The organism is Ochrobactrum sp. Marseille-Q0166, assembly GCF_014397025.1.
Taxonomy (GTDB): Bacteria; Pseudomonadota; Alphaproteobacteria; order Rhizobiales; family Rhizobiaceae; genus Brucella.
On sequence record NZ_JACJUO010000002.1, the window covers coordinates 925,645 to 952,398 of the forward strand.

Genomic DNA, 26,754 nt, shown 5'->3' on the forward strand with positions numbered 1-26,754 from the left:
AAGCAGAATTCAAGCAGCTGTGCCTTGCCCCCACGACACAGCTGCTGACCTGGTCGGCGACTAGATTTCGCCGCCCAGATAGAGCTTTTTGACGCGTTCATCCGAAATGAGTTCTTCGGAATTTCCAGAAAGTACAATCTTGCCAGTAGTGAGAGCATAGGCTCGTTGAGAGATACGAAGCGCCATACGCGAGTTTTGCTCTACAAGTAGAACGCTCACCTTTTCGTCGCGATTGATTGCAACAATGGAACGTGCGATGTCCTGCACAAGCTTTGGCGCGACACCCAACGAGGGCTCATCAAGAAGCAGCAATTTGGGCTTGGCCATCAGCGCGCGCCCGATGACAAGCATCTGCTGTTCGCCGCCACTCATCGTTCCCGCGGCCTGCGAGTAGCGTTCTTTTAGACGAGGAAAGCGCTCCATAACCATTTCGAGTGTGCTGGCAATTTCCGCTTTGCTTGAACGGGTGAAGGCCCCCATAAGAAGATTATCGCGCACACTCATATACGGAAATACGCGTCGTCCTTCCGGCACCATGGCGATGCCCATTTCGACAATCGCGTCCGAGCGTGTGCCGTCAAGTCGGCGGCCCTCGAAATAGATTTCACCCTTGCGCAGCTTGTTTAATCCGGTTATCGCCCGCAAAATCGAGGATTTTCCCGCGCCGTTTGCACCAATCAACGCGACTGTTTCCCCCTCTTTGACCGTCAGCGAAACGCCTTTAAGGGCATAAACATGATCATAATAGAGTTCGGCATCAGTGATTTTCAGAAGCTCTGTCATGATCAGTATCCAATCGTTTCATCTTCTGCGCCGAGATATGCTTCTATGACTTTCTCATTCTCCTGAATTTCTTTTGGCGTGCCTTCCGCAATCTTTTGGCCAAAGTTAATCACGACAATTCGGTCCGAAATATTCATGACGGCTGGCATGTCGTGTTCAACGAGAAGAACGGTAACGCCACGATCACGCACAGCGCGCACCATTTCCACTGCCTTGACGGTTTCATCATGGTTCATGCCTGCAAAAGGTTCATCAAGCAGAAGAATTTTGGGTTTCGTCGCCAAGCCGATGGCAATGCCGAGTGCTCGCAAGTGACCATGTGGAAGGTTCTGCGCAACTTCATTGCGTTGATGTCCAAGCCCCAGAAAATCAAGGATTTCATCAGCAGAATGGCCAAATTCTTCCTGATCCTGTCGTGCAAGGCTTGTTCCAATGTAGCAACCGAGGAAACTTGCCTTCGCGCGCAGGTGATGAGCGACAATAACGTTCTCGCGCACTGTCATACCCTTGAAAATTGTTGTTTCCTGAAACGTGCGCACCACGCCCTTTCTGGCAACAATATGTGGAGCAAGGCCGGATATGCGTTCTCCACCAAACAGGACTTCTCCGGTCGTGGGAGTGATAAAGGATGCAATCAACTTGAAAAGGGTCGATTTGCCTGCACCATTTGGTCCAATTACCGAGAGGATTTCCTTTGACTGAACTGAAAATGAAACATCATTGACAGCAACAAGACCACCGAAACGTTTGGTCAAACCTTTGACTTCAAGAAGCGCACTCATGATTTTGTTCCTTTCTTGCCGGACAGTCGAAGGCTGAGCAGTCCATTTGGCAGGAACAGCATCAGAATGATCAACAGGCTCGAAAAGATGAGGAGCTGAAATTTGCCGGTTTGGAAGAGAAAATCCCAACCGAAATAGAGAACAAAGGTGCCAATGATTGGCCCGAAAACATAGCCAAGGCCGCCAAGGAAGCAGTTGAGCATGAAGTTGACCGAGTCGGTCACCGTGAAGCTCGAAGGATAGATCGACTGCGAGATGGCCACGAACATAGCGCCGCCAAGCCCGCCCAGGAAGGAGGAAATGGCATAAGCCAAGACTCTGAGATAGGTAATGTTGACACCGATGGAGGAGGCAAGTTCCTCATTCTGCTGCAATGATTGGCAAAGCCCACCAATTCGCGAATGGATCAGGCGATAAAGACCCGCAAAACATAGAACCATCAACACAACCGAAACAAAATAAAAGGCAGCGCGCGGGTTCTGCAGCGTTGCAAAATCGGGCAGAATGGTAAACCCGAAGATGGATATGCCGCCTGGCATCGGAATGCTGACGATACCCTTTGCACCGTTGGTAATCGGCAGAGCCATTGCGAGTAGACGGGCAACTTCTGTCAACACAAGTGTAACCATCGCGAAATAGACGCCACGAAGGCGTAAGATCGGAATACCGATGAGAATACTTGCGAAAGCGCAGAACAGTCCGGCCAAAGGCAGCGTCAACCAGAATGATACGCCATACTTGACCATAAGAATGGCCGAGACATAACCGCCCATCAATGCGTAGGCGCCCTGACCGATATTGATCCGGCCTATATAGAATGTGAGCCAGACACCACCGCTGACGATAGATAGCAGGGCGACCGAAGTGAGCGTATAATAGAGGTCGTTACGGCCTGTGGCTTCAATCAATAGCGGAATAGCTATCAGTACCAGTGCGAGGAAGGCGACGACGCCAAGAATCTTTGTTGTCTTTGTCATAGTCGCCCCCATCAGCCCCAAGGTTTGCCCATTAGCCCGTTCGGGCGAAGGCTGAGGAAGACCATCAACCCGGCAAATATGACGAGATAAGTAATATCGCCATATGGTCGCAGGATTGTCAGGCCTACGGATTCAAGCATGCCGAGGATGAAGCCACCGGCAATCGCACCGCTGACAACGCCCGCACCGCCAATCATCACCATCATGAAGGCCTTGATGGAAATTGCTCCACCAATGCCGGAGTTGACACCAGTAATGGCAACCAACAAGCCACCGACCAAACCTGCCAGCATTGCCCCCAATGCGAAGCCGATCATGGAATAACGGTCGACATTCACGCCCATCAACTGCGCGGCAACGCGATCCTGGGCGAGCGCGCGCATGGCGCGACCGGGTTTCGTAAACTGCATGAAAAGAACAAAGGACGCGATGAAGATTACTGCGAGCGCACCAATTAACATGCGATCATAAGGCATGATGAGCCAATCGGAAACGTACACACCATTTATGATTTTGGGTACGCCACGCTGTTTTTCTCCAAACAAAAGCAGAATGATTGCATCGAGAAAGAATGCAACGGCCGCCGCAAGCAGCATCGTACTTTCATCACGTAAACTTCGCTTGATAACGGGCCTGAACAAAAGCTTTTCTATCAAAGCTCCGACAATCATCAACGTGACGGCAGAAGCAATCAATGCCACAACAAACGGCAAGCCAAGCTGGCCATAAACAGTGTAAGTCACAAAGCCGCCGAGCACATACATTTGTCCGTGCGCGAAGTTAAGAACGTTCATCAGTGCGAAGATCAGCGTCAAACCCAACGCGATCAGTGCATATTGCGCACCGAGATACAGCCCATTGGCTATGATTTGTTCCATGAAGGCAGACTCCCTCTGTGGAGACAGGGCAATGCCAAAGTCTCCATGACAGATATTTACGGCGGGGAGGCCTGACGCACTTTTAAAGACGTTGCGTCAGGTTATTCAGACAGTGCGTTTAATGAGCGCGCGTTTCAATCTGATTGAATCAAATCGCCGCTCTAAATTATTGTTTAAACGCACATCTTTATCCGAAAACCGTTTCACACTTTTCGGGATACGCGCTAGTCCACCTGAGCCACAAACAGTGTCTCAAACTTACCGTCCTTGTATTCAGTAACGACCATAGGAATGCCTATCTGGCGCTTCTGGCCAAAAGAAGCCGTTCCGACGTAGGTCAGCTTTGCATCGTCACCCTTCACAAAGGGATTTGGTGCAGAGAACGTATCCATGGTTTTCTTGAATTCTTCGACATTCGCGATTGCGGCGGGATTGGCCTTCATCGTCTCAACAATGTAATCGAGCGCATAAACCTTGGTATTGGACTCGTCATTATACTCACCATAAGCCTTGGTATAGCGGTCAACGAATTCCTTCATTGTGTCTGATGCGATTTCCGGCGTTGATGCACCACCGACGGAAATAAAACCGTTTGCCAGTTCGCCAGCACCCTCCTCGAGCACTTTAGCATCCTGTGCAGTTTCGGTGGAAATGAAACCTTCATAACCCAGTTCTCGTGCAGCACGGATCAAAAGCGGAGCATTGCCAGGCGCAACACCTGAAAGAACGAGCAAGTCAGGCTTCTGCATGACGATCGGCGTCAGAACCGGCGTGAAATCGCGGGTGTCGTTCTGATAAGCGTCGCTTGTTGAAATCACTTCAAGGCCGAGCGCTTTGGCAGCTTCGATACCGCTGTCGCGCTGGCTGAGTGGATCGGACTCATTGGCCGCCACGAAAGCAACGCGTTTCACCCCTTTGTTTTCTTTGAGGTATTTGTAAATGGCTGGGCCAGACTGATAATTGGCAATCATGCCAAGAACGGCATTGGATGCAGGTGGGGTGTAAAGCTCTTTCGGGAATGAATAAGGGAAGTAGATGATCCCTTTGGATTCAGCCACAGGGCGCACGGCAGCTGCTCCGTCATCCACATTCGGGCCAACCACATAGTGGATGCCTTCCTGGGCCATTTTTTCCATTCCGGCAATTGCGCGTTTAGGGTCTTTCTGATCATCAAAAGTGACGATCTTAATCTTGTAGGTGTCGTCACCTATCTTCACACCACCAAGCTCATTCAGCCAGTCGGCACGTACCTGCATGGAGCGTACGTTTGAAGTCCCCCACGCTGCAGCTGGACCACTGGTTACGCCCACAAATCCAATTTTGAGTTCTTTGTCTGCCGCTTGAGAAGCATTGGCGGAAATGAGCGCAAAAAGCGAGACAGCGCCCAGCGCCACAGTTTTTATAACTGCGCGTCTGTTAAACATTGATATTCCCCTTATTTAGATAATTCTTCTCTCGTTTTGTGGAGAAGAACATGCGCAATTGAACGTCACTCCTAATAAATTGTCAACAATATTTATTAAGATCATGAACAATTTCATGGGAATGTGGCGACGATTATAAAGCATGTGCTTTTATATGGCGCCGATTGTGCCGGAGGGTAATCCGACCGCAGTGAAAGGAGGATCGATAAGATTATGCTTAAAGTAAAATGGTTTAGCGCGTGCCGTATGTGATCGTATCTGCTGCGATCACTGCATCTCTTTGTTTTCACGCGTGTCGTTATAGGGTCTGTGCGGGAACGGAAATCAGTCCAGTGAACTGATTTAGTTGCCAAGGCGGTTCCCAGTTTCGGGACGCGCTCTATTCGTATTCACCTTCGTTGCCTTATCAAAATCCCAAAATGGGCGGCGTTGGCAATTTCAATGAGTTTTAATAGCCAGCGTTCAATAGAAAAGCGCAGCCTGAAAACTGCGCTTTTTGTATTCAAAGGTTGTTAGTGAGCGCTTGCGCCAAGTCGTTTTCGAGATCAACTGGATCTTCGAGACCTATTGAAATGCGAATTAAGTTGGGGCTGATACCAAGATCGATTTTCTGATCGTCGGGTACAACGGCATGGGTTAAAGTATATGGATGCTGAATGAGGCTTTCTACGCTTCCGAGGCTGACGGCGAAATGAAAATAGCTTGTACTGTTGAGAATACGCTCGACTCTCGTCAGATCTCCATCGACTTCAATAGAAACGACGCAGCCGAAATTAATCATCTGGCTTGCCGCAAGTTTATGCTGAGGATGGCTTGTCAATCCGGGATAAATAACCTTACGAATTCCGAACTCTTGAGCGCGGTTTTCTAAGGTTTGAGCGATTTTCAGTGCAGATGTCGATTGTCTGATGCTTCTGATTTCAAGCGTTTTAAGCGACCGTTGAAGTAAAGCACAATCCATCGGGGACATGACTGATCCCAGTGCATTTTGTAAGTATTTAATACGTTCCGCCAGATTAGCTGGAGACTGCTCAGAAACAGCAATGACACCACCTAAAAGATCGGAATGTCCGTTCAACATTTTGGTTGCCGAATGGACGACGACGTTGATTCCATGCTCAATTGGTCGCTGTCCGGCAGGAGACGAAAACGTACTGTCGCATACAGTTATAGCTTCCGCTTCTCTTCCAAGCTTTGCCACCAACGAAAGATCAACAATACGCAAGGTCGGGTTGGAAGGCGTTTCAAACCAGAGCAAGTCTGGTTTGTGATCAGATATTGCCCGTCTAAGCGCATTCTCATCTGAAAAATCTACAAAGTTAACTTTGTGACCCGCTGTTGTCGGCCGTACGTCAGCTAAAAGTCTGTAGACGCCGCCATAAAGATCATTATGCGCTAAGATTGATGAGCCTGCAGGCAGGGTTTCAAGCAAAGTGGCCGCTGCGGCCAATCCAGAAGGAAAGGCAAAAGCTGCCTTTGCACTTTCAAGATCTGCAAGACAAGCTTCCAGGGAATTTCGTGTTGGATTGCCGCTACGGCTATAATCGAACCCCTTGCTTTTACCAATGCCGTCCTGCACGAACGTTGTTGCATGATAGATCGGAGGGATGACCGCACCCGTTAATGGATCAGGTGACTGGCCGGTGTGAACCGCACGCGTTGCAAAGCCAGCTTGATTGCGGAGGAGTTTTTCTGTCAACGATCTTGCTTTCCGTCGTCTGAAGTGTTGCAGATATAGCAATAATGGTCAGTGTATGTTTTGGAATTGGTAATTGTATCTTTCGCTGTCAAACGGTCTTAATATTCAATTAATTCACTGGTGTCCTTAAGATACAAAGGATGCCCCGGTGAGCCATTATTGGTGATTTTAAGCGCATGGAGACGAATTCCGGCGGCTCTAAGTGCATCCGTGACTGCTTTGCCATGATGTGCAAGTTTCTTATGCAGTGAACCATAAGCCATAACAACAACCGCAGCATCTTTCGCTTGATCCACAATGGTTTGCAGATTTTCCTCTGTGCAGGGAACAATGCCGCTTTCCAGCAACATCTTGGGATCGGTTGCTCGATAATCCATGACATTGCATTTCACGTAGCGGCCATAGCCCCAACGTCTCGTGAACTTCTGTTCTTTAAATACAGTGGGATCATCTACATTGAAGTCCGCGGTGCTGGGATTCATGCCTATCCAAAGGATATAGCCCGGATTATCAGCTCCATCCCATTCGCGGATCAACAAACGTCGATATCGACCGCACTTGGAAAATATAGCATCACTTCGAATATCGGGTTTGACTTTGAGGCGAACCTTCCCCCCCGGATCGTGAGAGGCGTGATTTTCTATATTTTTCATTTTCTCTACCATGTGGCTGAGATTGCAGTTTTTGTTGCCAATTTCAATGCTTGGCATTTTGATTAAAGGGCATTTCGATCTGATCCAATCATATCGAAATGCCCTTTAAACGGGCTTTCCAGTTGGGCCACCTGGTTCCTATCTCATCTTGAGGCCTTCTGTAGTCCAGCGAGATCGGAGACAATGGCTGCCGCTTCATTCTGCAACACATCGTCTGCATTTTTTCGAGCTTTTTCGAGAGCAATGTCCGCAGTCAGGCTTCGTTCGTTTGACTGCAATCCATCGTCGCTGCGCGAATTGACTTCGTCAGCATCTTCGCCTTGAGACTTTAAGCGCTTGGCTTGATTTTCCATCTCTGCTCTTCGTTCATTTTCGTTGAGCGATACAGTTGATTTTTCACGTTGAGCTTTCAGCACTGCGAGATCATCAACAAATTTCTGGAAACCGCTGTTGTCTTTGGTACGTTTATCGTGAAGCTCTTGTAGCTGCGGAAGCAAAGCTTTGGCTTTATTAAAAGATTTGTATTTGGCGGATTTTATTTCCGTCCATGGCAATGCGTTGTCGAAACTGGATTCACCCACTGTATTCAAATCAAAAAGTCCAGGTAATTCGATGTCCGGCGTTACTCCGCGCAACTGAGTTGTTCCGCCATTGACCCGGAAAAATTGGGCTATCGTCAACTTCAGTTCGCCAAATTTAGGCTCAGAGTTGCGTGCCACTTCGTCAAGGTCCACAACCGTTTGCACGGTACCTTTGCCAAAACTTGGTTCGCCAATAATGACGCCGCGATCATAGTCTTGTATTGCGGCAGCAAAAATTTCTGAAGCAGAGGCTGAGCCACGGTTGATTAATACACCCAGTGGGCCGTTCCAGGCAGGAGCTGGAAGCTTGTCGCTCTCCACTCTGATTTCGCCATTTGCATTGCGTTGCTGGACGACTGGGCCTTTGCCGATGAAAAGTCCGGTCAGGTCGATGGCTTCACTTAATGATCCGCCGCCATTGTTTCGCAGGTCGACCAACACGCCATCCACTTTTTCTTCGGACAGTTCTTTGAGAAGTTTGGCAACGTCGCGGCTTGCGCTTCGATAGTTCTTGTCGCCTTTTCTTCGTGCTTCGATGTCTTCGTAAAAAGCTGGAAGTGTAATCACTCCAATTTTTCGTGTCACATCACCATCTTTGACAGATAGCGTTTTTTTCTGCGCAGCTTGTTTGTCGAGACTGATCTTGTCTCGGACAAGACTGATGATACGGTGCGGCGCATCAGGCCCAGCGTCGGCAGGCAATATTTCCAGACGAACGACAGAACCCTTGTCACCTCGGATGAGTTTTACAACTTCATCAAGGCGCATCCCGACTACTTCCTTGATCGGGCCATTTTCGCCTTGTCCCACACCGAAGATGCGATCACCGACAGCAAGCTTCCCCGAAAGCTGTGCCGGGCCGCCAGCTGTTAGTTCTCTGATCGTTGTAAAATCGTCGCGCTCCTGAAGAACGGCACCAATACCGACAAGCGAAAGCTTCATTGAAATATCAAATTCAGCTGAAGCATTTGCCCCAAAATAATCTGTGTGAGGATCTACCGAGGTTGTATATGCAGCCATGAAAAGCTGAAAAACGTCGTCGGCTTTGGACTTGTTCGCACGAGACAAAGCATTTTCGTAGCGCTTTGACAGGGTTTCACGGATGGATGCATCGTCTCTGCCTGCGAGTTTAAGACGCAACCAATCATTTTTCACGCGCTTGCGCCAAAGATCGTCACGTTCTTTTTCCGACTCTGGCCACGGGCCTTTATCCCGTTTGGTCGAATAGTTTTCTTGTTTAGTAAAATCAAAATCTTCTTTGAGGAGATTTTCTGCGTAAGCCATACGATCAGCAATACGCTGACTGTAGATATTATAGATAGCGAAGGGGATACTTAGGTCTTGCTGTTGGATAGCATCATCGATTTTTGTGCTCTCAGTCTTAAAACTATCAACATCAGACTGCAGGAAAATTAGCCTGTCTGGATCGAGAGCATCTATATATCGATCCATTATTTTGGCGGATAATTTATCGTCTAATGCAACGGGCTTATAGTGAAAGCGCTGAAGGAACTCTGCTGTTAAATGAGCAGCTTCTGCCTGTTGCGGCGATGGTTCAAGTGCTGATGGCGAGCTCGCTTCTAAAGCATTGGCTGAGGAGGCGAACGCCAGCATCAGGCAAAAGAAAACAGACTTGATACGTATCACCTTATATCCCGCTTCTTGTGATTTTACTTTTCTGTAGCAAACTTATTTGCAGGAATTGAGACGCTTTGGCAATCTGTCTATTGAAATGTTAACTCGCAGTTCCTTGCGCTAGGCTTATAAAAAGCGACGTGGATTGGCTGCAAGATAGAACGTGTTGATCAGCGTGTTGATATCAAACACTGGCAAACCGGATTCCGCCGCAACATAAGATGAAAACGGACACATATTGGTGCATTCAAACAGAATAGCGCCCGGATTTTCACAGCTCGCCATGAAATCCCGGGTCATCTCCAGCATTTCTTCCTTCAACACTTCTGTGTCAAGATAATCTCGACCCTCAATATAGGTCTGCGGAAACTCGGCATTCTGCTTCATTCCCTGCACATGCACGGGGATTACATCAGACGACCAGCCAACGCCTTTGAAATGTGCATCATTCATGTGCTGCGCTCGCTCGGTGAAGACACCGATGACTTTTCCCGCTGGCAGCATGGCGTGAATAATCGGCGCCTGCATCAGTGATGACGTGAGGACCGGAATATTGACCGCTGCGGCAATATCTTTCTGGAACGGCCCCAAAAAACCACAGCTCGTAGTAATGGCGCGTACTCCCTCCGCCTCAAGTTCGCGTGCTGCATCGATGAATGGTTCGATCAGTTTTGGATCAGGATTGTTGCCCATAATGCGGGTGGCATGTGCACCTTTTACTGTCTTGTAACGCACAGGAAAATCATAGGACAGCGCATTGCCGATATCCCCAGCAGGACGAGGGAAAATCGTGTCCAGCATCAGCACACCTATCTGCTGGCCATAATTGGTGAAGCCACCTTTGAGCATCATAGTTTCAGTCCTTCGAGTACGGGATAATTAACAGCCGAAGCGCGCTGGCGAAAAGGCACGAACATTGTCAGACGGGGGCACGTTGTTGATTTCATCGAGAACGATCTCAGCGGTTTTGGGGGCTGCAGCGATCCCGATATGACCGTGACCGAAAGCAGCAACGATCCCTTGATGGTGCAAGAGTTTCCCAATCACTGGAACGCCATCTGCAGGCGATGGGCGATGCCCCATCCAAAGCTTGAGGTTCTGCAGATCCAGCTTTGCCAGATTGGGATAGCTCGCCAATGCGTGCTTGAGCAGCACCTCCGAACGTCGCCAGTCGGGCGCTTTCTCCACCGTTGCCAGCTCCACCTGACCAGATAGACGCAAACCCATATTGGTCGGTGTATTGCCCATCCGCCCGGTGCTCGGCATGATCGGGATATCAAAGGGAAGCTCGGCCATCGGCAATGTTACATGATAGCCGCGCTCGCTTTGCATCGGCACGTATAAGCCGAGATCACGCATGATGCGCCCGGAATGAATGCCCGCCGCAAGTACGATATGATCGGCGGCAATACTTTCATTGTTCTCGAAGACGACGCGCGGCGAAACACCGGTAAGCACCCTGACGACATTCTTGCGGATCCGATGAACGCCCGCTTTTTCTGCCTGTGTCGCGATACCCGCTACATAGGTTCCGGTATCCAGACAATGGGCGCCTTCGCGCACATGAATGGCAAAGCGAAAATTGCCTCCAAGCGCCGGAATACGTTCACGCAGTTCCGCTTCCTGCCATTCGTCGAACAGAACGCCGTTATCACGGCGCAGCTGCCAGCTAAGCGCTTCAGCTTCAAAGGCTACACGATCAGGATAGGCGTAAAGTAAGCCTTTCTGCACGATGAGATGTTCCTGCCCAGTCTTGCTAGCCAACTCAAGGTGGCGTTTCGGTCCATCATTAAGCAGCCAGTTGAGCTTGGCCGCAGTTTTTGTCACCCGCGATTTTGTGGCCCCTGCGAGCAAGAAACGCATGAGCCATGGTGTCAGCCTTGGAACCGATTTCCAGTCAAGGGTCAGTGGCCCGTTGCGATCAAGCAGAAATCCGGGAACCTGTCGCCACAGGCCGGGCATACTCATGGGAATGATCGAGGCCGGACTGATCCAGCCACCGTTTCCGTAGCTTGCACTTTGCTCGCCGCCCGGTTCTGAGCCATCGCACAGCGTTACTTTCAAACCGGCTTCAGCGAGCCGCAAAGCGGTGGTGGAGCCGATAATGCCAGCCCCGACGACAATAACTTTGCCTGTCATGACATTTATCCGTTCTGCGCGTGCATTTATGCGAGACCGCCGTGGAAATGGCTCAGAAACTCTTGGGTTGCGGCTTCATGCGGCTCATTGATCACCTGACGGGCATCACCGGTCTCAACGACGTAACCGTCCTGCATGAAGATGACCTTGTCAGCGACATCACGAGCAAAGGCCATTTCATGGGTCACAAGGATCATCGTCATGCCCTGCTCGGCCAATTGCCGAATGACTGCCAGAACTTCACCGACCAATGCCGGATCGAGAGCCGATGTTGCCTCGTCAAACAGCATCACATCGGGGCGCATGGCGAGCGCCCTTGCAATCGCAACACGCTGCTTCTGGCCGCCAGAGAGCTGTTCTGGTCTGGCGTCAGCACGGGCCGCAAGGCCGACCTTTCCCAGCAGTTTCATGGCCAGTTCGTGGGCGGCCTTTTTATCCTGTTTGAGAACAGTGACGGGTCCGATCATGACGTTATTAAGAACGCTCATATGCGGAAACAGATTGAAGTTCTGGAACACCATCCCGGTATTGGCGCGGAATGTCGCGAGATATTTGTCCTTAAGCGACACATTCCCAGAAGAGAAATCAATCTTCTGCTCACCAATTGCGATATAACCCGCATCTGGCAGCGAGAGCAGATTGAGACTGCGGAGCAATGTCGATTTGCCGGACCCGCTTGGCCCGATAAGCGCAACTACTTGCCCACGTTCGACCGTGAGGCTGATATTGCGCAGCACCTCGATGTCGCCGAAAGATTTTTTCAGCCCACGCACTTCGATCATCGGTTCAGCATTCATGGCTTATCTCCACAAGGCTTGCTTGCTTCACTCGGCTCATCATTTTAGCCTGCCTTCCAGCCCATGGGCGAGCCGTGTCAGAGGGAAGAGAACTGCGAGATAAAGCACTGCAATCAGGGTGTAGGTTTCAAGCGGCCGATAGGTAGCCGAGGTTACAAGCTGGCCCTGATAAAGAAGATCAGGCACAGCAAGGACCGACAAAAGAGATGTGTTTTTCAGTTGAAGCACGGACTGGTTGACCAGTGGCGGCACCATGCGGCGAAGTGCTTGCGGCAAGATGATCTTACCCATGAGCTGGCCGCGGCGCATACCGATTGCACGCCCTGCATCCCATTGGCCCGCATCAATGGAAACAATGCCACCACGAATGATTTCCGCATAAAATGCAGCACCATAGAAGGTAAGCGTGATGAAAGCCGCCATCGCCGGCGAAATTTCAAAACCAATCAACATGGGAAGTGCGTAATAGCACCAGACCAACTGAACGAGCACCGGTGTACAGCGAAATATCTCAACAACCGTCATAATGGGCACGGTGATGATTTTCTTGCCGGAAAGCCTGCCAAGAGCAAAGACTGTTCCAACGAATATGCCCGAGAGTACGGTTACAATTGTAAAACCGACTGTATAGGCCAGGCCCTGGAGGAATAATCCTCGATATTGCCAAAGGCCGGAAAAGTCCCATTGATAGTCCATTAATTCACTCTTTCTGACATACCGGCGAAGGCACGGGAAGACGTTGAGCTGAACAGCCAATGCCCCAGCGACAGGACATCGAACACCGGCAATCCACATGCTTTTGCGACCACTTGTGCAAATGGCGGCATGTTTGTGCACTCAAGAACAACGGCACCAAGATCCGGTTCGAGTAGTTTCAGCTCTTTTGCGGCCTTTATAATCTCGGTTTCGAGAGCCGAGCGATCATAAGTTCCGCTGCCTTCAATCAACTCGTGAAAGGCTCCACCGCTTGGCATGCCAATCCTTGGAGTGCCGATGCTCGCGCCACAAGCGGCGAAAATTGCATCGTCAAGGCTTGCTTCATCATAGGTGATGACTCCCACCGTGCGCCGCGGGCCAACCAATGCGCTGACCATCGGCAACTGAAGCAGGCTGGAGGTTGCAATCGGCACCGACAGTTTTCCGCTCAAAGTGCTCTGGTGGCGTGCCATGAAGCCGCAAGAGGTAACGAGCGCCCTGCATCCTTCAGCAATCAGAGCCTCGCCAGCAATGACAAAATCTTCGATCAGCCCGGCGCCACCCTGACGAATGATCTTGTCGGGCGATGCTCCGCTAACCTTCTTGAACCTTACCGGCATCTCCCATGATGTCGGGTTGCCGACATCTCCAGGCGGACGCGGAAAGCCGGTGTCAAGCATGATGACACCGAGTGATCCTTGCTGATGCTGCATGATGGTTGACGCGTCAGAACTTTAAAGTCGGCGGTAAGTCTGATGGCTGAACACCCACGAGCGAAAGGCTGTTGACAATCCATTCATTGACCTTGCCCTCTTCACGACGCTTCTTAAGCCAGACATCGACGTAGTCGCGAAACTCGCCATTTGCATCCTTGCGCACCCCAATCGTGGTTGGCTGGCTATCGAGTGGCTCAGGAACAAATACTTTAAACTTGTCACCGAGCTTATGCGCGGTCACCACAGACATCAGGGCAACCTGCACGATCGCATCTGCCCGGCCAGACTGTAGTGCAATGACAGTTTCGTCTGCACCTTTGAGGGCAACAAGCGTACAATTGGGCAAGGTTTTGCGAGCGAACAGGTCTTGCGTAGAGCCGAGATCAACCGTCACACGGATTTCAGGCTTGTTTAACTCTTCCCAAGTTTTGACGTCGCGGTCTTTGTTTGTGATGACAGTAAAGACATTGTCCATCATAGCTTCGGTGAAGTCGACAGATTTGGCGCGCTCAGGATTATTGCTGAGAGCAAACATTATGTCGATCTTGTCCCCCTGAAGATCCATGACGGAATTGCCCCAGGTAGTTTCGACCATTTCCAGTGGCACGCCAATATATTCGGCAAGGTCTTTGCCCATGGAGACGCAGAAACCATCCCATTCGCTGGTGGCAAGATTTTTCTGATAGTAAGGTGGAGTGCCATTAAATACACCAATACGCAACGCACCACGATCCTTGATCCTTTGCAGCGTCGCACCTCCCTCAACAGCCCAAGAAAGTCCAGGTGCCAGCATAACCGCTGTACCACCCAAAAGCGTTGTCTGGATAAACTCTCGTCTATTCATTGTTGTTTCCCTCGTTTTGGAATCGGCTTGACTATGCACCTAAGAATGCAATGCTGCCTTCCCTATTAATTTTATTTGATAGAACGACTGAATAACTGATGTTGTCGACACCCTCGATTTGTGCGAGTTCCTCGATAAGGGCCTCCAAATCTTCAAGAAATCCGACATGCACATGGCAGAAAATATTTGCGGGTCCGCTAACCGCGTCAGCAGTTAAAATTTCAGGATAGGATCGCAAGGTTTTAAACAGCTTCTGCAGTACGCGTTGCGAAGCATCAATAAACATATAAGCCGAAATACTGCCATCATCTCGCGTGCGTCGTACGATAGCGCGATATCCTAAAATAATTCCGCGACGCTCAAGACGACCAATGCGCTCCTGCACGCTCGACCGAGCGAGGCCTACGCGTCGCGCCAGTTCACTTGCTGGCATGCGCGCATTTTCTTCAAGGATACTGACCAGATTTCGGTCGATACTATCACCGTAGTCCATCGTGGCCCCTTATATTTCTTTTTCATGAGAATGCGGCCCTTTCTCATCAAATAAAAGCATTGAAAATTGGATTAAGCATGACTTAAACTCATGATCAAATCTTAAGGAACCCCGATGCGCCGCTTTCTTCCGTCGCTTTCAGCACTCCACGCGTTCGATGCTTCCGTGCGCTACTTGAGCTTTACGCGTGCATCCGAAAATCTCGGCATGACGCAAAGCGGTGTTAGTCGCCAGATTCAGAATCTTGAATCGTTTCTTGGGCTTAAACTGTTTGAGCGCGCAGGTCCGCGTCTGGTTCTGACAGAAGAAGGGCAGAGTTATCACGAGGAAGTCTCGCGCATTCTTGCAAAGCTTGAAGAAGTGTCGATGGATGCGGTGCGCGGCTATAAAACGCAAAGCCTGCTTAAGATCGGGCTGTCACCAACTCTGATGCGGAAATGGGCGCCGGGCATAATCAGCACCATCGCCAGAACACATCCGCAAATTTGGTTTGAAGTGTTTCCCTGCTCCCATGATCTTGACTGGAGCAAGTCTGATCTCGATCTTGCAGTACTGCGTGGTATCGGCAATTGGGCCAATGTTCGCAGCCATCTGCTTTTCCCGGAAGAACTCGTGGTGATAGGCTCCCCCGATATTGTGCCTGAAAATGGCCTGGTCGGAGATGTCGAGTTACTCGATTTTCCGCTGATTCAGAATTCGAACAGGCCGAGCCTTTGGCTGCATTGGCTGCGCGGTGCAGGTATTCATTACAACAAGCGCATTTTTGGTCCGCGTCTTCCAACGCAAGACGTTATCATCGAATGCGCTGTGGCGGGTATGGGGCTCGCCATTGCGCCCAGAATTTTCGTACAGGCGGAGTTACGCTCAGGAAAACTCAAGCTTGCACTTGATCGCGTGCAAACATCGGGAGAAAGCTATTTTCTGTGTGCAGCGCAGGCGCGTCAGGGATCAAAAAATGTGCGCCTGTTCCGCGATGGGTTTATTGCAGAAGCAAAACGCCACAGACATTCTCTGTCTGCGGCGTCGCAGGTTCAGGTGTAAGAACGCTCAACGGGCTTGAGATTGAGCGGGTCTTCGCCGCGTTTTAAAAGCCACGAATAGACCGGCGGCACACGGTCGGCAATCGATTCGACATGGACATCGATAAAGCAGGGTCCGTCTTTCCAAGCAAACGCTTCCGCCATCGCAGTGTCGAGCTGATCAGCGGTCTTTGCAGTCCAGGCTTTTAGTCCATAAGCCTCTGCAATTGCCTGTCCTTTTGGCGCCAGAAAATCCACGCCGAAACATTGATTGTGCCCTTTGAGACGATGCAGACCTTTGATCCAGCCAAATGTCCCGTTGTTAAAAAGTACAAGGATTGCAGGTACTTGCAGTCGTACCAATGTTTCAAGCTCTCCAACCGTCATGCCGAATGAACCATCGCCAAACAATCCAATCGGTCGCTTGTTGGGGTCGGCGCGCCACGCACCGACGGTCGCGGGCAGAGCTGAGCCTAAGCCCCCGAAAGCGCGGGGAATGGCGAAGCGGGTTTCACTATCGTTGATCTTGAGAAAACGGGTCATATAAGGTGTCGGCGTACCAGCATCGGAATAGATCAGTGCCGGTTTTCCCGACTGGCGCAATGCTTCGTTAAAGGAACGCACGGCACGCTCAGGGCGCAACGGAATACGCTCGTCGATGAGAGCTCCTTCGGCATGTTCCCAGAATTCGCGGCGACGCTCATTGAGCTGCTCAACCCAACTTTCGTGTTTCTGGGGCTCAATTGTTGGCTCAATCTGCAACAGCTCATTCAGAACCAAGAACGCATCGCCTTGAATGGAGAGCAGATTTTCATAATTATTGGCCATTATTTCAGGCGAAATATCAATCTGCGCGAGGCGTCTGTTGAGCGTGATCTTGGGGAAAGTCCAGCCGATTGTAACAACAGAACCAATGCGGGAACCAACAAACAATGTGAAGTCAGCATTTTCCAGCGCCCAGTTTGCATGAGGATGATAACCATTATCCCCGATCACCCCAATCGCCAGTCTATGGTCGTCATCAATCGCGCCTTGCCCTGTCATCGTTGTACACATGGGAATGTTATAAAGTTCAGCAAGCTTGGTCATCAGCTCACCAGCATGCGCACGGTTGACCCCACCACCTGCGACAATCAATGGCCGTTCGGCCTTTGCAACAAGCTCCAGTAACTCATGGAGCTTTTGTCTAGGTGGAAGAGTCGGGAAAGCAGGGAATGTTTTGCACTCTTCTTCAACATGCAAAGATATCCGCGCCGGATCGACCTCGGCTAGCAACATATCCTCAGGTATCTGCAGATGCACAGCACCCGGTTTCCCAGAACAGGCGACACGAAACGCGCGGCGGATGATTTCTGGTAGTTTCTCCGCAGATTTCACTTGCACTGAAAGCTTGGTTACTGGTTCAAAGAGCTTTGCGCAATCAATCTCGGTCAGAACACCGCGCCCTTCGCCCGGCAGCGGAATATCAATCGTCAGCAAGATAACAGGGATGGAAGAGCCGTTGGATTCAGCCACGGGCGGCAGCGAATACATGGCGCCAGCGCCTGACGGGCATTCGAATACACCCGGCTTATTGGAAAAGCGTCCATAGGCGTCAGCCATGTAACCCGCAGAGCGTTCATCACGCGCCATGACATGGCAGATTTGGCCTTCCTGCTGCTGCAGTGCTTCATAGAGTGGCACATTTGTATCGCCCGGTACACCGAAAATCGTCTCAACGCCGTAGCCAATCAACATCCGCACCAATATATCCGCGCCGCGCATTCTCTACTCCTTTAGAATCGTATTGGTTAAGCTTAGGAGTAAAGCTGTTCGGGCTGGACCGGCGTTGCGTCGGTTGGTGTATGATATCTCCGGCGATATGCCGATCGATTTCGCCGCTTTGCAGGAACTTTAACTTCGTAGGATTGCTTGAGACATAATGGCTCATAGCCGGGTTCCACTTCGGGCGTGTGAGTGCTTACGTATCGCATGACGGTCAAGGGGGCTGAGGTGTTTCTTGAAACACATTTGCTCGACGTGAAGCGACATAAAGTATATCGGAGAATGGACAGAATGGCTGACTTTGTTTAGCCAGTCTACTTCAGATGTTACGCTAGTAAGCCTTACATCGCTCATCGTGACATTGGTTGGTAAATGTTAAATAACAGCGACTTCTTAAAGGTGTGGTTTTGAAGCAGCGTTTGCGTGCCGTTCTTGATGATATAGAAGCAGAATTTCGAAAGGTCGAGATACGTGGTAAAGTAGCTGACTACATTCCTCCTCTTGCAAAGATCGACCCTGAAAAGTTTGGCATAGCAATTATGTTGCATGACGGAACGTTGATTTCTGCGGGAGATGCAAAGGAAAAGTTTTCAATACAAAGTATTTCTAAGGTCTTCGCACTTGCGCTTGCTTTAGGTAAAAGAGGCGACAGCATCTGGGGACGCGTAAATCGTGAGCCATCAGGGGATCCATTTAATTCGAGCGTCTTGTTAGAACTTGAAAAAGGCATCCCTAGAAATCCTTTTATCAATGCTGGTGCGATTGTTATTTCAGATATTTTGTTGGGATCGCATAAGCCACGTGAGACAATCGCAGAAATAGTGCGTTTTGTTCAGTCCGTAGCCGATGATGATAATATTTATATCGACCGGTTTGTCGCAGAGGCCGAGAACGAAACAGGCTTCAACAACGCAGCACTTGCCAATCTACTCAAGGCAAATCAGAATCTGGACAACGTTCCGCCACATGTACTTGGTGTATATCATCATCAATGTGCATTAGCGATGTCGTGCGAACAGCTTGCGCGGGCTGGTCTTTTTCTTTCTGCCTCCGGTCGTAATCCGGTCAGCAATCATCGTATTGTAAGTATGGAGCGTGCGTTACGGATTAATGCACTTATGATGACTTGTGGTCATTATGATGGATCGGGTGATTTCGCTTTTCGTGTGGGTGTGCCAGCAAAGAGCGGTGTTGGTGGCGGCATACTGGCAGTCGTACCGGGTATTGCGTCAATCGCGGTTTGGTCTCCTGGCCTGAATCAGCATGGAAATTCTCTCTTGGGTACTTATGCCTTGGAGAAGCTTTGCAGGCAGATGAACTGGTCGGTTTTTGGATAGTAAATAGTCGACTTCTTGACCTTTAAGTACCTTCTAAATGCATTATTTTTCGAGTTCCGCATAGACCAAGTAGCGCAGTGGCCCTTGTGTAACAGCGTCAAAGGGATAACAAGTCGCCAGAACCACATGCGAACCGGACGCGTGAATGTCAATCTGGGCTTCATCCCAGCGGGTGATAGTCATATGAGTGGCGCGATAAGTGAATATCTGGCCATCATCCCGGGTGATGCGAATGAGATCGCCTTTCTCGATATCTTTGAGAAAAGCAAAATGTGTATCGCGGTGTGCTGCATAGACCGCCGTTCCTTCTTCACCAGCCTTAGGTGTATTTTGTAAATGGCCCGGACCGAAAGCAAGAGCCTGTCCGCTTGCGCCGTTGAGAGCAATTGCAGATGCAGCCAGTCGTGGCGCTTCGATACGGGCTACCGGCCAGGTATCGGCCCAGCTCCACGGTTTGATTTTGTCTCCTGATGCAATGCTTTGTGTGAAAGACCGTTCCAGAAGGATTTGTGCTGCATAGGCTTTTGCGTGAATCCAGAGACCTTGGCCGAAAAGCACAAGACCGCAGAGCATTATGGCAACAGACAGAAGGGTTAGGGGGGAGCGCAACCAAGCGCGCTCCTTTGACTTCTTATTCTGGGTAATAACAATACTCATTATGCATTCCTCCTGCGGCGCGAGAACCAGAAGATCAGGAAACCGATGAAAACGACGCCCAGACCCTGCAGCATGTTAAGTGTGGCTGGTGTTGCGGTTTGTGGCAGAGGTGTTGAGGGCGATGGAAGGCTCGGCATGCTGGCACGTTCTTTACCGCGCATCTTGATCGTCTCCTGATCAGTATCAACATTGCTAGGCACGCTTCGTTCTGCACGAATGCCAAACAAAGTCTCGAAATCCCATCCGGCAGGAAGTTCCAATGGAATATCAGCTCGGGTGAGGGGCGTGTTCGCAGGACGTGCTGGTGTCTGGTCGACAGCGACAAGGCTTGTGAGGCGCGTCACCAGATGGTGTTCCAATGCGAGATTGAGGATACGCGTGTCGGCTGCCAATGCTGAAATCTTGCCGAGCTTCACGTCCACTTCTGCATCATCGATTTTGCGACGAGCCCAAATTTTCGAAATGCCTTCCGCAGGGCTTGCTGCATCAAGCGACAGGGTGATCATCCAGGGCCGGCTTCCAACTGTACCTTGAACGGTGATGGTGCCAGTTGCATTTTTTGTGCGAGCAGCAATCACCAATGGTTCGCCATGATAGATATCTGGTAAAATGCCGGGTGTCAGGTTTGCGCCTTCTTGTGAGAAGTTGACCTTTAGATCAGTGACAGCGGGATTCTGCAGCTTATCAAAGAGCTCGCGCATACGCTGTTCCAACTCTTCAGAAGAACCGATATGAGTGAAGGTGCCGCGACCAAGTTCCGAAGCCTTGCTCATCAGGTAAGTATTGGGTGCTGACCCGATGCCGACCATGAAGAGGCGCGAGCGGTCACGGCGCGATGCGATGACATCGAACATCTGCTGTTCGTTGCTGACTTCGCCATCAGTCAGGAACACGATCTGGCGCAAACCATCTTTCTGGTGGCTGTCATCAAGAGCCGCGTGCAGTGCGGGCAGCATTTCTGTTCCGCCGACAGCTTCGAGGCTGGCAACATACTGGCGGGTATCATTGATATTCTGCTGTGTGGCATCGACGGAATCCTCAAAGAATTTGGTCAGCGTGTCGTCAAAGCGGATGACGTTGAAACGGTCGCCGGGATTGAGATGCGAGAGGCCATAATCGAGACTGGCTTTGGCCTGTGTCATCGATGTTCCTCCCATCGAACCTGAATTATCGATGACGAAGACGATCTCACGCGATTGCGCTGCATTGGTTTTGGTAAGCGGAGGGGTCACATAGGCAAGCAGATAGTCCTCATTGCCGACCCGTTCACGAAACAGCCCGACATTCGGCATATCCGTTTGGGCTGCTTGCCATTCGAGGACGAAGTCACGATCGGCTGTGGCTTTTCCATCGAGAACGATTTTGGCGGTCTGCTCGTTCTGTCGGTCAATTCGCACAGGATGATAAAGGCTTTTGATATCGGTTGCGGGGAAACCGGGTTTGAGATCGACCGTGATGGTTACCGGATTGATGCGCTCCTCACTCGGCTCCTCACTGGGCATGATGAGCGGTGTTTCAATTGCGCTGTTGTCCGGGCCGGGCGCTGGTCGCGTTTTAGGCTGTCCCCAACCAGCGGAAAGATCGGCGCTTTGTTCGATGGGATCGCTATTTTCAGGATTATAGCGCGGCGCCACAACAAGCGGCAGGCGCAGAGAAAAGCGATTGTCGCTGAGACGCACGGCCTGCTGATATTCGATCTGGATGACGACTTTCTCGTGCGGACCCAGATTGGCGACAGCATTGGTGAAGATGTTTGGCCGCTGCTGCTCGATGAGCGCAGCCTTCTTGCCTTCGCTCTTGGCTTTTTCGTAGATTTCGCGTGCAGCCTCCTTTTCCTTGATGTCGGCAACGATAACCCGGTCACCTACGATCATTTTCAGGGAATAGACTGCGCTGTCTTCTGGCAGCGGGAAAACATAGAGCCCCTCGACCCAGCCATCGGTCGGATTTTCAAAAATCTGGCTGAGGCGGGCGCGGGCGGTTGGACCGCTGACATTGATATTGTAATCAGTGCTGAGGCGGGGGGCCTCGACGTACTGACCCTCTTCGCTGCTTTGCAGCAAAAGGCTTCCGCTTTGTACTGCATTCGGCGTCAGATAGGCCGGCTTCTCAGCGCGGGCCGAAGCCACGTTGAGAAGCGAAAAAACAACAGCAAGGATTGGCAGTATCAGCATGTTTACAAACCAGATGAGTTTGCAGAACTGCGAGAGGCTGATTGCCCTTTCGCTGCGATAAGAGTTTCTGATGGCAGGCGACATGATGCGCTCCTGTATCTATTGGATAACTGGAGACAATTTTTGCCAGAGCGGTGTTTTAGTGCCAGCGTAAGCTTTCCCAAGTTTTATCCGGACTTTGCCGCAAGCCACCTTGCCGGCTCCGCTTATGTGTGGAATTGTGAAGGAAAGTACGGATTCAGGAAGTTCTCATGTCTCAGCAAGATGCGGTTTTGCCCGATCAAATGAATAGTCGTGTCGCTGAACGTGTGCGTGAAGAGATCGCGCGGCGCAGGATTTCCCGTCAGCAACTGGCAGATGAGGCGCGCATCAGCCTATCGACACTTGAAAAGGCATTGTCCGGGCATCGACCTTTCACGCTTGCCACCATCATCCGGCTTGAGCAGGCCATGGGGTTTGAATTGCGCGATCAGCCGGGAGCGGAAAAGCCTAACCCCGTCGCGCCGCATGGACATGCCGCAGAAGAACTGGGCGCCTATTCGCGTGCTGCCGTCTCATGGCTAGAAGGGACCTTCCTCACGCTTCGCCCTTCCTTCGGAAATCGATCCGATATTTTCGCTTATTGTACGGAGATTAGCTGGGATGTGGAGAACACGCATCTGAAATTCGAAGAGCGCGAGCGTACAGACACATCTTTTTCGCAGCATGGACGTGTTTCAGTACCAAATCTCTCAGGCCATGTTTATCTTGTAACCAATACGTCTGGCCAATATCGAATGGCTGTTCTGTCGCGCCCAAGCATCGCCGGTGAAATGTACGGCATTCTTACGACATTGCGGTCAGGGCAGGGCGCTCAACTGACACCTGTGTCCGTGCCTCTTGCACTTATTCCGATCCGGGTTTTTGAAATGCCCGTTTTCGGACGCGTCACGCCGGACCACGCAGCATATGGCCAATATTCAGGCTTTATCAGCAAGACACTGGGCGATGGATATGCAAGTTTCGTGTCATCAGAATAGTCCGAACTTTTCGCCTCAGTTACTGAGATAAATCAGCCCATTGTCCTCGAATTTTCGTACATCTGTCGGACGACTGTAAAGTTGAGTGCGCAGAGGCTTACGCGCTTCAGTGAAGAAGCGCGAAGCAATACCTCAATCAATTGAACTTACCAAAATCAGAAAATCCTTTGGTGGCAATGATGTTCTCAAAGGAAACTTTCGTTAAGCTGCCTAAATAAGTCTGGCTAGAACATTCCGCAGTGACGATTGCCAATGTGGCGCAGACCAATTGAATACGTCCTGAAATTTTGTAGTCGACAGACGCGAATTGGCAGGGCGCGCAGCTTTGGTTGGATAGTCAATTGTGGCGATATCAGCAACAGTTGCAGTTGGCCCTCCAAGCTCAGCACTTTCACTGAATATTGCTCGTGCAAAGCTGCTCCAGTTCGTATCGCCAGTACCAGCAAGGTGGTAAATACCATAATCGGAAAAGTTAGGCGTATCTGCCAAATGATCCGCCACCTTAATAATTGCGTCAGCGATGTCGAATGCACTTGTCGGGTTGCCCCATTGGTCAGAAACGACAGAGAGAGTGTCGCGCGTCTCAGCCAGCTTTAGCATTGTCTTGACGAAGTTCTTGCCGAACGGACTATAGACCCAAGCCGTTCTTAGAATGACATGCTTAGGATTGGCTTTGATAACGAGTCCTTCGCCTTCTAACTTCGAGCTACCATAAACACTTCTAGGACCGGTAACATCGGTTTCAACGTAAGGGACATCGGCGTCGCCGACAAACACATAGTCCGTCGAGATGTGAATGACGGGAACACCGCAAGCCTTTGCTGCTTCGGCAACCGCCTTGGCACCTAAAGCATTTACTGCAAAAGCCAATTCCGGTTCGTCCTCAGCAAGATCGACCGTTGTATAGGCGGCAGCGGAAACGACGAGGTCCGGCTTTAACATCTCAATCGCAGTTCTTACCGTTTCAGGCTTAGCCAGATCCAGTTCTGGACGACCCAGAGCAATCACCTGCAAATCGGGTCGTTGCGATGTTCTTTCCAGCAAGCTCTGAACGACTTGTCCTTGGCGCCCAGTGACAACGATCTTCATGCGCTGGTCTCTTTCGCAGCGTTGCCCAAACGCTCGCCGGAATAACTACCGCTGCGAATTGGCTCCCACCACCAGCCATTATCGAGATACCACTGAATGGTTTTCTCTAAGCCAGTTTCAAATGTTTCTCGCGGTTTCCAGCTCAATTCACGTTCGATCTTTGAAGCATCAATCGCATAGCGACGATCGTGGCCAGGGCGATCGGTAACGAAATTAATAAGGTCTGCATAGCTTTTGCCGTTTGAACGGGGACGCTTCTTATCGAGAATGTCGCAGATAGTTTCGACCACGTTTAAGTTGGTGCGTTCTGCCCGGCCACCGATATTATAGCTTTCGCCCAGCTTACCTTTTGTCGCAACCAGTGCCAAGGCGCGGGCATGATCCTCGACATAGAGCCAATCGCGCACATTTGCGCCTGCGCCATAAACAGGAAGAGGTTTCTCATCGAGTGCGTTTAGAATGACCAGAGGGATAAGCTTCTCTGGAAAATGAAACGGTCCATAATTGTTCGAACAATTGGACAGAACGACCGGTAGCCCGTAAGTTTCATGCCAAGCACGCACCAGATGATCGGATGCTGCTTTTGAGGCTGAATAAGGCGACGATGGTTGGTATGGTGTGTCTTCCGTGAAAATACCGCTATCAAACGGTAGGTCACCGAACACTTCATCCGTTGAGATATGATGAAAGCGGAAAGCTGATTTTCGCGGTTCTGGCAGCTCACGCCAATAAGCAAGCGCGGCATTCAAGAGGCGGAACGTGCCGACAATATTCGTTTCGATGAAAGCTCCAGGACCATCAATTGAACGGTCAACGTGACTTTCGGCTGCCAGATGCATGACAACGTCGATTTCATTGGCGCGCAAAGCTTCCAGTACACCAGTGTCATCGCAGATGTCCGCTTGGAGAAACCGGTAGTTTGGATGATTTTCAATCTGTCGCAGAGACGCGAGATTGCCCGCATAGGTAAGTTTGTCGAGATTGATTACATTGACGTTCGAATCGCCCGCAAGATGTCGACATACCGCAGAGCCAATGAAGCCAGCACCACCCGTAACAAGAAAGTTCATTTTATTCCTCAATCGAAAACTTCAGCATCTGTGAGATGTGGCGCATTTTGATCTTTGTCTGAAAGCTGCACACCAGATGAAGGAATTGGCCAATCGATATCAATCGTCGGATCATCGAAACGGATCGATCGATCATGCTCCGGAGAGTAATAATCGGTCACTTTATAAATTACTTCGGTATCTTCAGTGAGCGTTATGAAACCGTGAGCAAAACCTTTTGGCACCAGAATTTGGTTCCACTTTTCAGCAGAAACTTCCAATGATACCCATTTGCCGAAAGTTGGGGATTTTTTACGAATATCAACCGCGACATCAAGAATTGCACCACGAATGACACGCACCAGCTTATCCTGGGCAAAAGGTGGAAGCTGATAATGCAAACCACGAAGCACACCCTTTGCAGCGGAATAAGAATGATTATCCTGAACGAAGTTAAAGTCGATGCCGGCCTCTGCCAGCGCTTTGACCTTGTATGTTTCGGAAAAGAAACCGCGATCATCACCAAACTTTCGCGGAATTATTTCAAAAACGCCATCTAAACCTAAAGGGCGAACTTCCATTAATCTTTTCCTAGTTCTTCAACACGTCGACGTAAATAAGCTGCATACTCAGTTTTGCCAAGCTTGCTGGCGCGTTCCAATACAGCGTCACTGCTCAGCCAGCCTTTATCAAGGCCGATCTCTTCCGGACACGCTATCTTAATGCCCTGGCGTTTTTCAATGGTTTGAACAAATGACGATGCTTCGTGAAGGCTGTCGTGTGTGCCGGTATCCAGCCAAGCATACCCGCGTCCAAAACGTTGAACGGTTAACTGACCTCTTTCGAGGTAAACATTATTGACCGTCGTGATTTCAAGCTCACCACGAGCGGAAGGTTTGATGGACCGCGCAATATCAACCACTTGATTATCGTAGAAATAGAGTCCTGTTACAGCCCAGTGTGATTTTGGCTTTTCAGGCTTCTCTTCGATTGAGATCGCCTGACCAGTATGGTTGTCAAATTCTACGACGCCATAACGCTGCGGATCATCCACGCGATAAGCAAATACAGTGCCGCCTTGCATTGGTTTTGAAGAGAGCTGCGAGAGTTCCGAAAGTCCATCACCGAAATAGATATTATCACCGAGGATCATAGCAACACTGTCATTGCCAATAAATTCTCTGCCAATGATGAAAGCTTCCGCTAGGCCATTTGGATGTGTCTGTTCAGCGTATGAGAACTCCAAACCAAAATAGCTTCCATCGCCGAGCAGCTTTTGGAAGAGAGGCAAGTCGTGCGGTGTTGAAATGATCAAAATCTCCTGAATGCCTGCTAACATGAGGACACTCAGCGGATAATAGATCATCGGTTTATCATAGATCGGCAAAATCTGCTTGGAAACAGCTAGCGTAAGCGGGTAGAGCCTCGTTCCGCTACCCCCTGCGAGTATAATGCCCTTCATATGGTGTCACTTCCGTGCATCTTGTTTCCCTATTTTCAAAATTTGAAGCTTTGCATTAGCATCAACGTTTGATTGTGACTACGTGGA

General features: G+C 50.2%; 25 protein-coding genes. 3 read left to right on the forward strand and 22 right to left on the reverse strand.

Annotation, left to right across the window (positions count from 1 at the left end):
* Window positions 1–60: 60 nt before the first annotated feature.
* The 15 genes from H5024_RS15585 to H5024_RS15655 form a co-directional block, all read right to left on the reverse strand.
* Window positions 61–783 (reverse strand): ABC transporter ATP-binding protein, encoded by a 723-nt coding sequence (locus H5024_RS15585; protein ID WP_187548050.1) that lies wholly within the window; start codon window positions 781–783, stop codon window positions 61–63.
* Between the two features lie 2 nt (window positions 784–785).
* Entirely contained in the window at window positions 786–1,565 is a 780-nt protein-coding gene (locus H5024_RS15590) for an ABC transporter ATP-binding protein (RefSeq protein ID WP_187548051.1), read from the reverse strand.
* The gene (locus H5024_RS15595; protein ID WP_187548052.1) at window positions 1,562–2,542 is read right to left on the reverse strand and encodes a branched-chain amino acid ABC transporter permease; all 981 of its coding nucleotides are present in this window, start codon (window positions 2,540–2,542) and stop codon (window positions 1,562–1,564) included. Before H5024_RS15595 ends, H5024_RS15590 begins: the two co-directional genes overlap by 4 nt.
* An 11-nt stretch (window positions 2,543–2,553) precedes the next feature.
* A complete protein-coding gene (locus H5024_RS15600) occupies window positions 2,554–3,420 on the reverse strand; it encodes a branched-chain amino acid ABC transporter permease (RefSeq protein WP_187548053.1) in 867 nt (288 codons plus the stop codon).
* A gap of 224 nt (window positions 3,421–3,644) precedes the next feature.
* On the reverse strand, window positions 3,645–4,844 hold the full coding sequence (locus H5024_RS15605) for an ABC transporter substrate-binding protein (RefSeq protein WP_187548054.1): 1,200 nt from the start codon (window positions 4,842–4,844) through the stop codon (window positions 3,645–3,647).
* Between the two features lie 502 nt (window positions 4,845–5,346).
* The gene (locus H5024_RS15610) at window positions 5,347–6,543 is read right to left on the reverse strand and encodes a PLP-dependent aspartate aminotransferase family protein (protein ID WP_187548055.1); all 1,197 of its coding nucleotides are present in this window, start codon (window positions 6,541–6,543) and stop codon (window positions 5,347–5,349) included.
* Between the two features lie 98 nt (window positions 6,544–6,641).
* Entirely contained in the window at window positions 6,642–7,196 is a 555-nt protein-coding gene (locus H5024_RS15615) for a DUF1643 domain-containing protein (protein ID WP_187548056.1), read from the reverse strand.
* A gap of 143 nt (window positions 7,197–7,339) precedes the next feature.
* Window positions 7,340–9,391 (reverse strand): carboxy terminal-processing peptidase, encoded by a 2,052-nt coding sequence (locus H5024_RS15620; RefSeq protein ID WP_187548649.1) that lies wholly within the window; start codon window positions 9,389–9,391, stop codon window positions 7,340–7,342.
* Between the two features lie 147 nt (window positions 9,392–9,538).
* Complete coding sequence (locus tag H5024_RS15625; protein WP_187548057.1) at window positions 9,539–10,264, reverse strand: aspartate/glutamate racemase family protein; 726 nt, start codon at window positions 10,262–10,264, stop codon at window positions 9,539–9,541.
* Between the two features lie 27 nt (window positions 10,265–10,291).
* Entirely contained in the window at window positions 10,292–11,551 is a 1,260-nt protein-coding gene (locus H5024_RS15630) for an FAD-binding oxidoreductase (RefSeq protein WP_187548058.1), read from the reverse strand.
* Between the two features lie 26 nt (window positions 11,552–11,577).
* Window positions 11,578–12,348, reverse strand: a complete 771-nt coding sequence (locus H5024_RS15635) for an amino acid ABC transporter ATP-binding protein (RefSeq protein WP_282186068.1) — start codon at window positions 12,346–12,348, stop codon at window positions 11,578–11,580.
* Window positions 12,349–12,387: 39 nt separating this feature from the next.
* Window positions 12,388–13,044: an amino acid ABC transporter permease gene (locus tag H5024_RS15640; RefSeq protein WP_187548059.1), complete on the reverse strand. Its 657-nt coding sequence runs from the start codon at window positions 13,042–13,044 to the stop codon at window positions 12,388–12,390.
* On the reverse strand, window positions 13,044–13,757 hold the full coding sequence (locus H5024_RS15645) for an aspartate/glutamate racemase family protein (RefSeq protein WP_187548060.1): 714 nt from the start codon (window positions 13,755–13,757) through the stop codon (window positions 13,044–13,046). The genes H5024_RS15640 and H5024_RS15645 overlap by 1 nt, the downstream gene beginning before the upstream one ends.
* Window positions 13,758–13,770: 13 nt before the next feature.
* Entirely contained in the window at window positions 13,771–14,604 is an 834-nt protein-coding gene (locus H5024_RS15650; protein ID WP_187548061.1) for a transporter substrate-binding domain-containing protein, read from the reverse strand.
* Window positions 14,605–14,635: 31 nt separating this feature from the next.
* Entirely contained in the window at window positions 14,636–15,097 is a 462-nt protein-coding gene (locus tag H5024_RS15655; protein WP_187548062.1) for an Lrp/AsnC family transcriptional regulator, read from the reverse strand.
* Between the two features lie 114 nt (window positions 15,098–15,211).
* On the opposite strand from H5024_RS15655, the gene H5024_RS15660 reads away from it, so the two are divergent.
* On the forward strand, window positions 15,212–16,138 hold the full coding sequence (locus H5024_RS15660) for a LysR substrate-binding domain-containing protein (protein WP_187548063.1): 927 nt from the start codon (window positions 15,212–15,214) through the stop codon (window positions 16,136–16,138).
* Here the strand turns inward: H5024_RS15660 and H5024_RS15665 are convergent.
* A complete protein-coding gene (locus tag H5024_RS15665; RefSeq protein ID WP_187548064.1) occupies window positions 16,129–17,880 on the reverse strand; it encodes a thiamine pyrophosphate-binding protein in 1,752 nt (583 codons plus the stop codon). The two genes, H5024_RS15660 and H5024_RS15665, sit on opposite strands and share 10 nt — an antisense overlap.
* 419 nt (window positions 17,881–18,299) lie before the next feature.
* On the opposite strand from H5024_RS15665, the gene H5024_RS15670 reads away from it, so the two are divergent.
* Window positions 18,300–19,217: a glutaminase gene (locus H5024_RS15670; RefSeq protein ID WP_187548651.1), complete on the forward strand. Its 918-nt coding sequence runs from the start codon at window positions 18,300–18,302 to the stop codon at window positions 19,215–19,217.
* Between the two features lie 42 nt (window positions 19,218–19,259).
* Here the strand turns inward: H5024_RS15670 and H5024_RS15675 are convergent, their stop codons facing one another.
* Together H5024_RS15675 and H5024_RS15680 are read right to left on the reverse strand one after the other, a co-directional pair.
* On the reverse strand, window positions 19,260–19,874 hold the full coding sequence (locus H5024_RS15675) for a class GN sortase (RefSeq protein WP_187548065.1): 615 nt from the start codon (window positions 19,872–19,874) through the stop codon (window positions 19,260–19,262).
* Window positions 19,874–22,132 carry a marine proteobacterial sortase target protein gene (locus H5024_RS15680; protein WP_187548066.1) on the reverse strand — a complete coding sequence of 753 codons (2,259 nt, stop codon included), beginning with the start codon at window positions 22,130–22,132 and terminating at the stop codon, window positions 19,874–19,876. Before H5024_RS15680 ends, H5024_RS15675 begins: the two co-directional genes overlap by 1 nt.
* Window positions 22,133–22,299: 167 nt before the next feature.
* Here H5024_RS15680 and H5024_RS15685 point away from each other — a divergent pair, with 167 nt between their 5' ends.
* The gene (locus H5024_RS15685) at window positions 22,300–23,067 is read left to right on the forward strand and encodes a helix-turn-helix transcriptional regulator (protein WP_187548067.1); all 768 of its coding nucleotides are present in this window, start codon (window positions 22,300–22,302) and stop codon (window positions 23,065–23,067) included.
* A gap of 210 nt (window positions 23,068–23,277) precedes the next feature.
* On the opposite strand, the gene rfbD is transcribed toward H5024_RS15685, so the two are convergent.
* Genes rfbD through rfbA form a run of 4 tightly spaced genes read right to left on the reverse strand, consistent with a single transcriptional unit; the run spans window position 23,278 to window position 26,667 of the window.
* Window positions 23,278–24,156 (reverse strand): dTDP-4-dehydrorhamnose reductase, encoded by an 879-nt coding sequence (gene rfbD, locus H5024_RS15690; protein ID WP_187548068.1) that lies wholly within the window; start codon window positions 24,154–24,156, stop codon window positions 23,278–23,280.
* Entirely contained in the window at window positions 24,153–25,226 is a 1,074-nt protein-coding gene (gene rfbB, locus H5024_RS15695) for a dTDP-glucose 4,6-dehydratase (RefSeq protein ID WP_187548069.1), read from the reverse strand. Before rfbB ends, rfbD begins: the two co-directional genes overlap by 4 nt.
* 8 nt (window positions 25,227–25,234) lie before the next feature.
* Window positions 25,235–25,786 carry a dTDP-4-dehydrorhamnose 3,5-epimerase gene (rfbC, locus tag H5024_RS15700; protein ID WP_187548070.1) on the reverse strand — a complete coding sequence of 184 codons (552 nt, stop codon included), beginning with the start codon at window positions 25,784–25,786 and terminating at the stop codon, window positions 25,235–25,237.
* The gene (gene rfbA, locus H5024_RS15705) at window positions 25,786–26,667 is read right to left on the reverse strand and encodes a glucose-1-phosphate thymidylyltransferase RfbA (RefSeq protein WP_187548071.1); all 882 of its coding nucleotides are present in this window, start codon (window positions 26,665–26,667) and stop codon (window positions 25,786–25,788) included. Before rfbA ends, rfbC begins: the two co-directional genes overlap by 1 nt.
* Between the last annotated feature and the right edge of the window lie 87 nt (window positions 26,668–26,754).

Excerpts from the sequence above, each read along its gene's own strand:
- H5024_RS15585 (WP_187548050.1), bottom strand. The coding sequence starts at position 783 with ATGACAGAGCTTCTGAAAATCACTGATGCCGAACTCTATTATGATCAT.
- H5024_RS15590 (WP_187548051.1), bottom strand. The coding sequence starts at position 1,565 with ATGAGTGCGCTTCTTGAAGTCAAAGGTTTGACCAAACGTTTCGGTGGT.
- H5024_RS15595 (WP_187548052.1), bottom strand. The coding sequence starts at position 2,542 with ATGACAAAGACAACAAAGATTCTTGGCGTCGTCGCCTTCCTCGCACTG.
- H5024_RS15600 (WP_187548053.1), bottom strand. The coding sequence starts at position 3,420 with ATGGAACAAATCATAGCCAATGGGCTGTATCTCGGTGCGCAATATGCA.
- H5024_RS15605 (WP_187548054.1), bottom strand. The coding sequence starts at position 4,844 with ATGTTTAACAGACGCGCAGTTATAAAAACTGTGGCGCTGGGCGCTGTC.
- H5024_RS15615 (WP_187548056.1), bottom strand. The coding sequence starts at position 7,196 with ATGAAAAATATAGAAAATCACGCCTCTCACGATCCGGGGGGGAAGGTT.
- H5024_RS15620 (WP_187548649.1), bottom strand. The coding sequence starts at position 9,391 with ATGCTGGCGTTCGCCTCCTCAGCCAATGCTTTAGAAGCGAGCTCGCCA.
- H5024_RS15625 (WP_187548057.1), bottom strand. The coding sequence starts at position 10,264 with ATGATGCTCAAAGGTGGCTTCACCAATTATGGCCAGCAGATAGGTGTG.
- H5024_RS15630 (WP_187548058.1), bottom strand. The coding sequence starts at position 11,551 with ATGACAGGCAAAGTTATTGTCGTCGGGGCTGGCATTATCGGCTCCACC.
- H5024_RS15635 (WP_282186068.1), bottom strand. The coding sequence starts at position 12,348 with ATGAATGCTGAACCGATGATCGAAGTGCGTGGGCTGAAAAAATCTTTC.
- H5024_RS15640 (WP_187548059.1), bottom strand. The coding sequence starts at position 13,044 with ATGGACTATCAATGGGACTTTTCCGGCCTTTGGCAATATCGAGGATTA.
- H5024_RS15645 (WP_187548060.1), bottom strand. The coding sequence starts at position 13,757 with ATGCAGCATCAGCAAGGATCACTCGGTGTCATCATGCTTGACACCGGC.
- H5024_RS15650 (WP_187548061.1), bottom strand. The coding sequence starts at position 14,604 with ATGAATAGACGAGAGTTTATCCAGACAACGCTTTTGGGTGGTACAGCG.
- H5024_RS15655 (WP_187548062.1), bottom strand. The coding sequence starts at position 15,097 with ATGGACTACGGTGATAGTATCGACCGAAATCTGGTCAGTATCCTTGAA.
- H5024_RS15660 (WP_187548063.1), top strand. The coding sequence starts at position 15,212 with ATGCGCCGCTTTCTTCCGTCGCTTTCAGCACTCCACGCGTTCGATGCT.
- H5024_RS15665 (WP_187548064.1), bottom strand. The coding sequence starts at position 17,880 with ATGCGCGGCGCGGATATATTGGTGCGGATGTTGATTGGCTACGGCGTT.
- H5024_RS15675 (WP_187548065.1), bottom strand. The coding sequence starts at position 19,874 with ATGAGTATTGTTATTACCCAGAATAAGAAGTCAAAGGAGCGCGCTTGG.
- H5024_RS15680 (WP_187548066.1), bottom strand. The coding sequence starts at position 22,132 with ATGTCGCCTGCCATCAGAAACTCTTATCGCAGCGAAAGGGCAATCAGC.
- H5024_RS15685 (WP_187548067.1), top strand. The coding sequence starts at position 22,300 with ATGTCTCAGCAAGATGCGGTTTTGCCCGATCAAATGAATAGTCGTGTC.
- rfbD (WP_187548068.1), bottom strand. The coding sequence starts at position 24,156 with ATGAAGATCGTTGTCACTGGGCGCCAAGGACAAGTCGTTCAGAGCTTG.
- rfbB (WP_187548069.1), bottom strand. The coding sequence starts at position 25,226 with ATGAACTTTCTTGTTACGGGTGGTGCTGGCTTCATTGGCTCTGCGGTA.
- rfbC (WP_187548070.1), bottom strand. The coding sequence starts at position 25,786 with ATGGAAGTTCGCCCTTTAGGTTTAGATGGCGTTTTTGAAATAATTCCG.
- rfbA (WP_187548071.1), bottom strand. The coding sequence starts at position 26,667 with ATGAAGGGCATTATACTCGCAGGGGGTAGCGGAACGAGGCTCTACCCG.